Origin of the sequence: Mycobacterium sp. PO1 (assembly GCF_017312405.1) — a bacterium.
Taxonomy (GTDB): Bacteria; Actinomycetota; Actinomycetes; order Mycobacteriales; family Mycobacteriaceae; genus Mycobacterium.
Genome location: NZ_BLTG01000106.1, coordinates 1 through 7584, shown reverse-complemented (window position 1 = coordinate 7584; position 7584 = coordinate 1). Strand labels below are relative to the sequence as shown.

8 protein-coding genes are annotated in these 7584 nt (G+C 69.0%); 7 read left to right on the top strand and 1 reads right to left on the bottom strand.

Annotated features, from left to right (window positions below):
* The first annotated feature begins 31 nt into the window (after positions 1-31).
* Entirely contained in the window at positions 32-385 is a 354-nt protein-coding gene (gene hisI / locus J3476_RS25525; RefSeq protein ID WP_207069086.1) for a phosphoribosyl-AMP cyclohydrolase, read from the top strand.
* Here the strand turns inward: hisI and J3476_RS25520 are convergent.
* Positions 382-846, bottom strand: coding sequence for a peroxiredoxin (locus J3476_RS25520; protein ID WP_207069085.1), 465 nt, complete (start codon positions 844-846; stop codon positions 382-384). The genes hisI and J3476_RS25520 overlap by 4 nt on opposite strands.
* 32 nt (positions 847-878) lie before the next feature.
* Between J3476_RS25520 and J3476_RS25515 the strand changes: the two genes are divergently transcribed.
* The 6 genes from J3476_RS25515 to lgt all read left to right on the top strand — a co-directional run.
* Positions 879-2438, top strand: a complete 1560-nt coding sequence (locus tag J3476_RS25515) for an anthranilate synthase component I (RefSeq protein ID WP_207069084.1) — start codon at positions 879-881, stop codon at positions 2436-2438.
* Complete coding sequence (locus J3476_RS25510; RefSeq protein WP_207069083.1) at positions 2435-3028, top strand: TIGR02234 family membrane protein; 594 nt, start codon at positions 2435-2437, stop codon at positions 3026-3028. The genes J3476_RS25515 and J3476_RS25510 overlap by 4 nt, the downstream gene beginning before the upstream one ends.
* Before the next feature lie 72 nt (positions 3029-3100).
* Positions 3101-3919, top strand: a complete 819-nt coding sequence (gene trpC, locus J3476_RS25505; RefSeq protein WP_207069082.1) for an indole-3-glycerol phosphate synthase TrpC — start codon at positions 3101-3103, stop codon at positions 3917-3919.
* The gene (gene trpB, locus J3476_RS25500; protein WP_207069081.1) at positions 3920-5182 is read left to right on the top strand and encodes a tryptophan synthase subunit beta; all 1263 of its coding nucleotides are present in this window, start codon (positions 3920-3922) and stop codon (positions 5180-5182) included.
* Complete coding sequence (gene trpA, locus J3476_RS25495; RefSeq protein WP_207069080.1) at positions 5179-5967, top strand: tryptophan synthase subunit alpha; 789 nt, start codon at positions 5179-5181, stop codon at positions 5965-5967. Before trpB ends, trpA begins: the two co-directional genes overlap by 4 nt.
* A partial coding sequence (lgt, locus tag J3476_RS25490) for a prolipoprotein diacylglyceryl transferase (protein ID WP_207069079.1) occupies positions 5964-7584 on the top strand: 1621 nt, incomplete at its 3' end. The genes trpA and lgt, both read left to right, overlap by 4 nt.

Here is a 7584-nt window from a genome sequence, read left to right as displayed (position 1 = left end):
TGAGCGCTTGCGCGAAGAGCCGAGGGTCCCGATGAGCGCGCTGGATCCTGCGATCGCGCAGCGGCTCAAGCGTGACGCCAACGGACTGTTCAGCGCCGTGGTGCAGGAACAGGGGACCGGGAAGGTGCTGATGGTCGCCTGGATGGACGACGACGCGCTCGCCCGCACACTCGCCACCCGGGAGGCCACGTACTTCTCCCGGTCCCGCAACGAGCAGTGGATCAAGGGCGCCACCTCAGGTCACACCCAGTACGTGCACTCGGTGCGGCTGGACTGCGATGGTGACACGGTGCTGCTCGAGGTCGACCAGGTCGGCGGGGCGTGCCACACCGGCGATCACAGCTGCTTCGACGCCGACCAGCTGCTCGGCCCGGCGCAGTCCTAGGTCGACTGGCGCTGCCGCAGCACGTCGAGGGCTTTGTCGGCGTGGGTGTCCATGTTCAGCTCACTGGCGATCACCGCGAGGACGGTGCGGTCGGTGTCGATGACGAACGTGGTGCGCTTGACCGGCAGGAACTTGCCCAGCAGGCCGCGTTTGACCCCGAACTGGGTGGCCACGGTGCCGTCGGTGTCCGACAGCAGCGGATAGTCGAAATTCTGCTGGTCGGCGAACTTGGCCTGCTTGTCCACCGCGTCAGCACTGATGCCCACCCGGCTGGCGCCGACGGCGGCGAACTCACCGGCCAGGTCGCGGAAGTGACAGGCCTCCTTGGTGCATCCCGGCGTCATCGCCGCCGGGTAGAAGAACAGCACGATCGGACCGTCGGCCAGCAGGCCGGTCAGCGTCCGCGTCGTCCCGGTCTGGTCTGGTAGTTCGAAGTCGGCCACCCGATCACCACGATTCACGATCTTCACGGTACGTCTGGGACAATTCCGGTGTGCAGACGACCGCCAACCTGCCCTCCGGCTCTTCGCGTGAGCGCTCATCGCATACCGCGACGACGTCGCGGGAGGACTTCCGGGCGCTGGCCGCCGAGCACCGCGTGGTGCCGGTGACACGAAAGGTGCTCGCCGACAGCGAGACGCCGCTCTCGGCGTACCGCAAGCTGGCCGCGAACCGTCCCGGAACGTTTCTCCTGGAGTCCGCGGAGAACGGCCGGTCCTGGTCGCGGTGGTCGTTCATCGGTGCCGGTGCCCCGTCCGCGCTGACGGTGCGTGACGGTGCGGCGGTGTGGCTGGGCACGATCCCGCAGGATGCGCCGTCCGGTGGTGACCCGCTGCAGGCGCTGCGCGCCACGCTGGCGCTGTTGGAGACCGCCGCGCTGCCCGGCCTGCCGCCGCTGTCGTCGGGCCTGGTCGGCTATTTCGCCTACGACATGGTCCGCCGCCTCGAACGCCTGCCCGAACTGACCGTCGACGACCTCGGCCTGCCGGACATGGTGCTGCTGCTGGCCACTGACATCGCGGCGGTCGACCACCACGAAGGCACCATCACGCTGATCGCCAACGCCGTGAACTGGAACGGCACCGAAGAGCGCGTCGACTGGGCGTATGACCACGCGGTCGCCCGCCTGGACGTGATGACCGCGGCGTTGGCCGAGCCGCTGAAGTCCACGGTTGCCACGTTCAGCAGGCCGGCACCCGCGCATCGCGCCCAGCGCACCGTCGAGGAGTACACCGCGATCGTCGACAAGCTGGTCGGCGACATCGAGGCCGGGGAGGCGTTCCAGGTGGTGCCCTCCCAGCGCTTCGAGATGGACACCGACGCCGATCCGCTCGACGTCTACCGGATGCTGCGGGTGTCCAACCCGAGCCCGTACATGTATCTGCTGAACGTCCCCGACGTCGATGGCGGACTGGATTTCTCGATCGTCGGCTCCAGCCCGGAGGCGCTGGTGACCGTCAAGGACGGCCGCGCGACGACGCACCCGATCGCCGGGACCCGGTGGCGCGGAGACACCGAGGAGGAGGATCTGCTTCTCGAGAAGGAGCTCCTCGCCGACGAGAAGGAACGCGCCGAGCACTTGATGCTCGTCGACCTGGGCCGCAACGATCTGGGTCGGGTCTGTCGCCCCGGCACCGTGCGGGTCGAGGACTACAGCCACATCGAGCGCTACAGCCACGTGATGCATCTGGTGTCGACGGTGACCGGCATGCTCGCTGACGGGAAGACCGCGCTGGACGCCGTGACGGCGTGTTTCCCGGCGGGAACGCTGTCGGGGGCGCCCAAAGTGCGGGCGATGGAACTCATCGAAGAGGTCGAGAAGACCCGACGGGGCCTCTACGGCGGCGTGCTGGGTTACCTGGATTTCGCCGGCAACGCCGATTTCGCCATCGCGATCCGCACGGCGCTGATGCGTCGCGGCACCGCCTACGTGCAGGCCGGCGGCGGCGTCGTCGCCGACTCCAACGGGCCCTATGAGTACAACGAGGCGGCCAACAAAGCCCGGGCGGTGCTCAGCGCCATCGCGGCCGCCGAGACGCTGGGTGAACCGTGATCAGAGTCGGCCAACTGGCACTGGTGGTCGCGGCGGGCGCCCTGTGGGGCGCCTCGCGCATGACCTGGGTGCAGATCACCACCTTCGACGGATTGGGACATCCCCAGACCGCCGAGCTGAACGGTGCGACGTGGTCGACGGCGCTGCTCCCGCTGGCACTGGTGGTGCTGGCCGCCGCCGGCGCCGCACTGGCGGTGCGCGGATGGCCGCTGCGAGTGCTGGCTTTGCTGGTCGCGGCAGCCAGCGCCGCGATGGCCTACCTGGCGATCAGCCTGTGGGTGGTCGAGGACGTCGCGGTCCGCGCCGCGCGGCTGGCCGAGGTGCCGATCGCCGAGCTGATCGGCACCGAGCGCCACTTCGCCGGGGCGTCGTTGGCACTGGCGGCCGCGTTGCTCTCGCTGCTGGGTGCGGTGCTGCTGATGCGTTCGGCGGCGAAGGGGCGCGCGGAGACCGCCCGGTACCGGCGCGGGCCGGCTGTCGCCGCTGATCAACCGTCCGACACGATGTCGGAGCGGATGATGTGGGACGCCCTCGACGAGGGCGCCGATCCAACCGCAGACCGAGTCAATCCCGACAGCAAGGGGCGGTGACGGACGATGCCGCAGTGGCGGCTACCCTTCGTTAAGAATCGAAGGCCCGGCAGGGGAAGGGAAGCGACACCTATGGGTTCGGCGACCGTGCTCGACTCCATTCTCGAGGGGGTCCGTGCCGACGTTGCCGCTCGCGAGGCCGAGGTCAGTCTGGCCGAGGTCAAAGAGCGGGCCCAGCGCGCACCCGCACCGCTGGATGTGATGGCCGCGTTACGTGCGCCTGGCATCGCCGTGATCGCGGAGGTCAAGCGGGCCAGCCCGTCTCGGGGTGCGCTCGCCTCGATCGACGACCCGGCCGCACTGGCTCGCGCCTATCAGGACGGCGGGGCGCGCGTCATCAGCGTGCTGACCGAGCAGCGCCGGTTCCACGGCTCGCTCGACGACCTGGACACCGTGCGGGCATCGGTCTCGATTCCGGTGTTGCGCAAAGACTTCATCGTCCGGCCGTACCAGATCCACGAGGCCCGCGCCCATGGCGCCGACATGCTGCTGCTGATCGTCGCGGCGCTCGAGCAGTCGGTGCTGACCTCGCTGCTGGAGCGCACCGAGTCGTTGGGCATGACCGCCCTGGTGGAGGTCCACACCGAGGAGGAGGCCGACCGGGCGCTGCAGGCCGGCGCCTCGGTCATCGGGGTCAACGCGCGTGATCTGAAGACCTTGGAGGTCGACCGGGACTGCTTCGCCCGGATCGCGCCGGGGCTGCCCAGCAACGTCATCCGAATCGCCGAGTCCGGGGTCCGCGGCACCGCCGACCTGCTGGCCTACGCCGGCGCCGGCGCCGACGCCGTCCTCGTCGGGGAAGGCCTGGTCACCAGCGGGGATCCGCGCAGCGCCGTCGCTGATCTCGTCACCGCAGGAACCCACCCGTCGTGCCCGAAACCCGCGCGTTAAGTGGCTGACGTCGCGAACCCCGATCTGCCGCGCGCAAGCGCCGCGGTCGCCGAACCCACCTCCCACGATCCCGATGCGCGGGGACATTTCGGCGCCTACGGAGGACGGCTCGTCCCGGAAGCGCTGATGGCCGTCATCGAAGAGGTCACCGCCGCCTACGAGAAGGCCCGCGGTGACCAGGTTTACCTCGACGAACTGGATCGGCTCCAGCGGCATTACAGCGGTCGCCCGTCACCCCTGTACGAGGCGGAGCGGCTCAGCGAGCACGCCGGGGGAGCACGGATCTTCCTGAAGCGAGAAGACCTCAACCACACCGGATCTCACAAGATCAACAACGTGTTGGGCCAGGCGCTGCTGGCGCGCCAGATGGGCAAGACCCGGGTGATCGCCGAAACCGGCGCCGGCCAGCACGGCGTGGCCACAGCGACGGCGTGTGCGCTGCTCGGTCTGGAATGCGTCATCTACATGGGTGCCGTGGACACCGCCCGGCAGGCGCTCAACGTGGCCCGGATGAGGCTGCTGGGCGCCAGCGTGGTGGCGGTCGAGTCGGGTTCGAAGACGTTGAAGGACGCGATCAACGAGACGTTCCGCGACTGGGTCACCAACGCCGACAACACCTACTACTGCTTCGGCACCGCTGCTGGGCCGCACCCGTTCCCGATGATGGTGAGGGATTTCCAGCGCGTGATCGGTCTCGAGGCGCGCGCGCAGATGCTCGACCAGGTCGGCCGACTGCCGGAGGCGGTTACTGCCTGCGTGGGTGGCGGGTCGAATGCCATCGGCATCTTCCACGCCTTCATCGACGACCCCGGTGTCCGGTTGGTCGGTTACGAGGCGGCCGGTGACGGCGTGGAGACGGGTCGGCATGCGGCCACCTTCACCGGCGGGTCGCCGGGCGCGTTCCAGGGATCGTTCTCTTACCTGTTGCAGGACGAGGATGGCCAGACGATCGAATCGCATTCGATCTCGGCGGGTCTTGACTATCCGGGCGTCGGACCTGAGCACGCGCTGCTCAAGGACATCGGACGGGCCCAGTACGAGCCGATCACCGACACCGAAGCGATGAACGCCCTGTCGTTGCTCAGTCGCACCGAGGGCATCATCCCGGCCATCGAGTCGGCCCACGCGGTGGCCGGGGCGCTGAAGCTCGGGCAGGAGATGGGCGCCGGTTCGCTGATCCTGGTGAATCTGTCGGGCCGCGGCGACAAGGACGTCGAGACGGCCGCCAAGTGGTTCGGCCTGCTGGAGGATGGCGCGAAATGAGTCGGCTGGCCGGGTTGTTCGACTCCTGCCGCGACGAGGGCCGATCCGCGTTGATCGGCTACCTGCCGACGGGTTTTCCTGACGTGCAGACCTCCATCGCGGCGATGACCGCGCTGGTCGAGTCGGGTTGTGACGTCATCGAGGTCGGAATCGCCTATTCCGACCCCGGGATGGACGGACCGGTCATCGCCGCGGCCACCGAGGTCGCGTTGCGTGGCGGGGTGCGAGTGCGCGACGCGTTGACTGCGGTCGAGGCGATCAGCGACGCCGGGGGACGGGCCGTCGTGATGACCTACTGGAACCCCGTGCTGCGCAAGGGTGTCGACAGCTTCGCGCGTGATCTGGCCTCGGCCGGTGGTCTCGGGATGATCACCCCGGACCTGATTCCGGAAGAGGCGGACGACTGGCACGCCGCATCCGAAGCGCACGACCTCGACCGGATCTTCTTGGTGGCGCCGTCGTCGACACCGGAGCGCCTCGCCGAAACCGTGCAGGCATCGCGAGGTTTCGTCTACGCGGCGTCGACGATGGGTGTCACCGGCGCCCGTGACGCGGTCTCGAACATGGCTCCCGAGTTGGTTCGCCGGGTCAAAGAAATCGCCGACATCCCTGTCGGTGTCGGACTGGGTGTGCGTTCGGGCGCACAGGCTGCCGAGATCGGCGCCTACGCCGACGGCGTCATCGTCGGTTCGGCGCTGGTGTCGGCGCTCAAAGACGGCATCCCGGCGATGCGGTCGTTGACCGAGGAACTCGCCGAGGGTGTGCGGCAGAGGGTCACTGCGTGACGACGACCGTCCTCGCCTACATCCCGAGTCCTGCGCAAGGTGTCTGGCAGATCGGTCCGGTGCCGCTGCGCGCCTACGCGCTGTTCATCATCGCGGGCATCATCGCCGCCCTGCTCATCGGCGACCGCCGCTGGGTCGCCAGGGGCGGCGAGCCGGGTGTCATCTATGACGTCGTCCTGTGGGCCGTGCCGTTCGGCCTCATCGGCGGTCGGCTCTACCACGTCATCACGGACTGGCAGAAGTACTTCGGCGAGGGTGGCGCCGGTCTGGTCGGGGCACTGCGCATCTGGGACGGCGGCCTGGGAATCTGGGGCGCGGTCGCGCTCGGCGGCGTCGGTGCGTGGATTGCATGCCGCCGCCTGGGCATTCCGTTGCCCGCCTTCGGTGACGCAATCGCGCCGGGAATCATTCTCGCGCAGGCCATCGGCCGGCTGGGGAACTACTTCAACCAGGAGCTCTACGGCCGCGAGACCACGCTGCCGTGGGGCTTGGAAATCTACGAGCGACGCAACGCCGCCGGCGTGCTGGACAACCTCAACGGGGTGTCGACCGGCGAGCTCGTCACGATCGTGCACCCCACGTTCCTCTACGAGTTGTTGTGGAACCTGCTGGTGTTCGCCGCGCTCATCGTCATCGACCGCCGGTGGCGCATCGGCCACGGCAGGCTCTTCGCGATGTACGTCGCGGGTTACTGCCTCGGCCGGTTCTGGATCGAGCTGATGCGCGCTGACGAAGCGCAACTCCTGGCCGGCATCCGCGTCAACTCGTTCACGTCGACGTTCGTGTTCATCGGCGCCGTGGTGTACATCATGGCCGCACCGAAGGGCCGGGAAGCTCCGGAAGCGCTACGGGGTACCCACGACGGCGAAGCCGGCGTCGAGGACGTCGTCAAAGATGTGGCGGTCGCGTCCGGCGCCGGCGTCGTCGCAGCCGCCAAGGCAGCCGACGCTGACGAGCGCGCTGAGGATCACGTCGAGGAAGTGCCGGTCGCTGACCAAGGTGGGGGAGCACCTCCGCCTGGTGACACTGCGAGCGAGGTCGAGTCCGGGGCCGGAGCAGAGAAAGAGGCCGATGCGTACGTAGACCCGGACGCCGAACTCGGCGCGCAGCTCGCACATGCTGCCGAGGCGATGCAGGCCGAGCTCGACCGGCGCGCCGAGGAGCTCGGCAGCGTCGAATCCGGTGGCATCGCTGCGGCGGCCGAGGAGGCGCCGCAGGGCGCTGACGCGGTTGAGGTCGAGGGCGAGGCCGCACGTGCGGACCACGTTGAGCGCAGCAGTCCGTCGTTCCAGTTCCCCCCGTTCGATGCTGCCGCCGATGCGGAGCTCGGCGCCCAACTTGCCCACGCCGCCGAAGCCATGACCGCGGAGTCCGCCGGCCACGAGGAGACTGCGCCCACCGAACCCGAAGCCGGCCTGGGGGCGGTCGAGGGTGATGAGGTGGCCGCGGCTTCGGACGAGGCGTCGGAGGTTCATGAGGCTGCGGTGGAGGGTGAGGCCGAGGCTGGTGAGCTGGCTGAGGACGTCGCCGCCGAGTCGGATGCTGGCGATGCCGAGCAGTTGGCTGGGGCCGCGGAGTCGGTGACCGGCGGTGCCGAGCCGGAGGCTGGCCTGGGGT

Bases quoted from the DNA above. Each gene is read 5' to 3' on its own strand.
- hisI (WP_207069086.1), top strand. From the start codon at position 32: ATGAGCGCGCTGGATCCTGCGATCGCGCAGCGGCTCAAGCGTGACGCC.
- trpA (WP_207069080.1), top strand. From the start codon at position 5,179: ATGAGTCGGCTGGCCGGGTTGTTCGACTCCTGCCGCGACGAGGGCCGA.
- trpC (WP_207069082.1), top strand. From the start codon at position 3,101: ATGGGTTCGGCGACCGTGCTCGACTCCATTCTCGAGGGGGTCCGTGCC.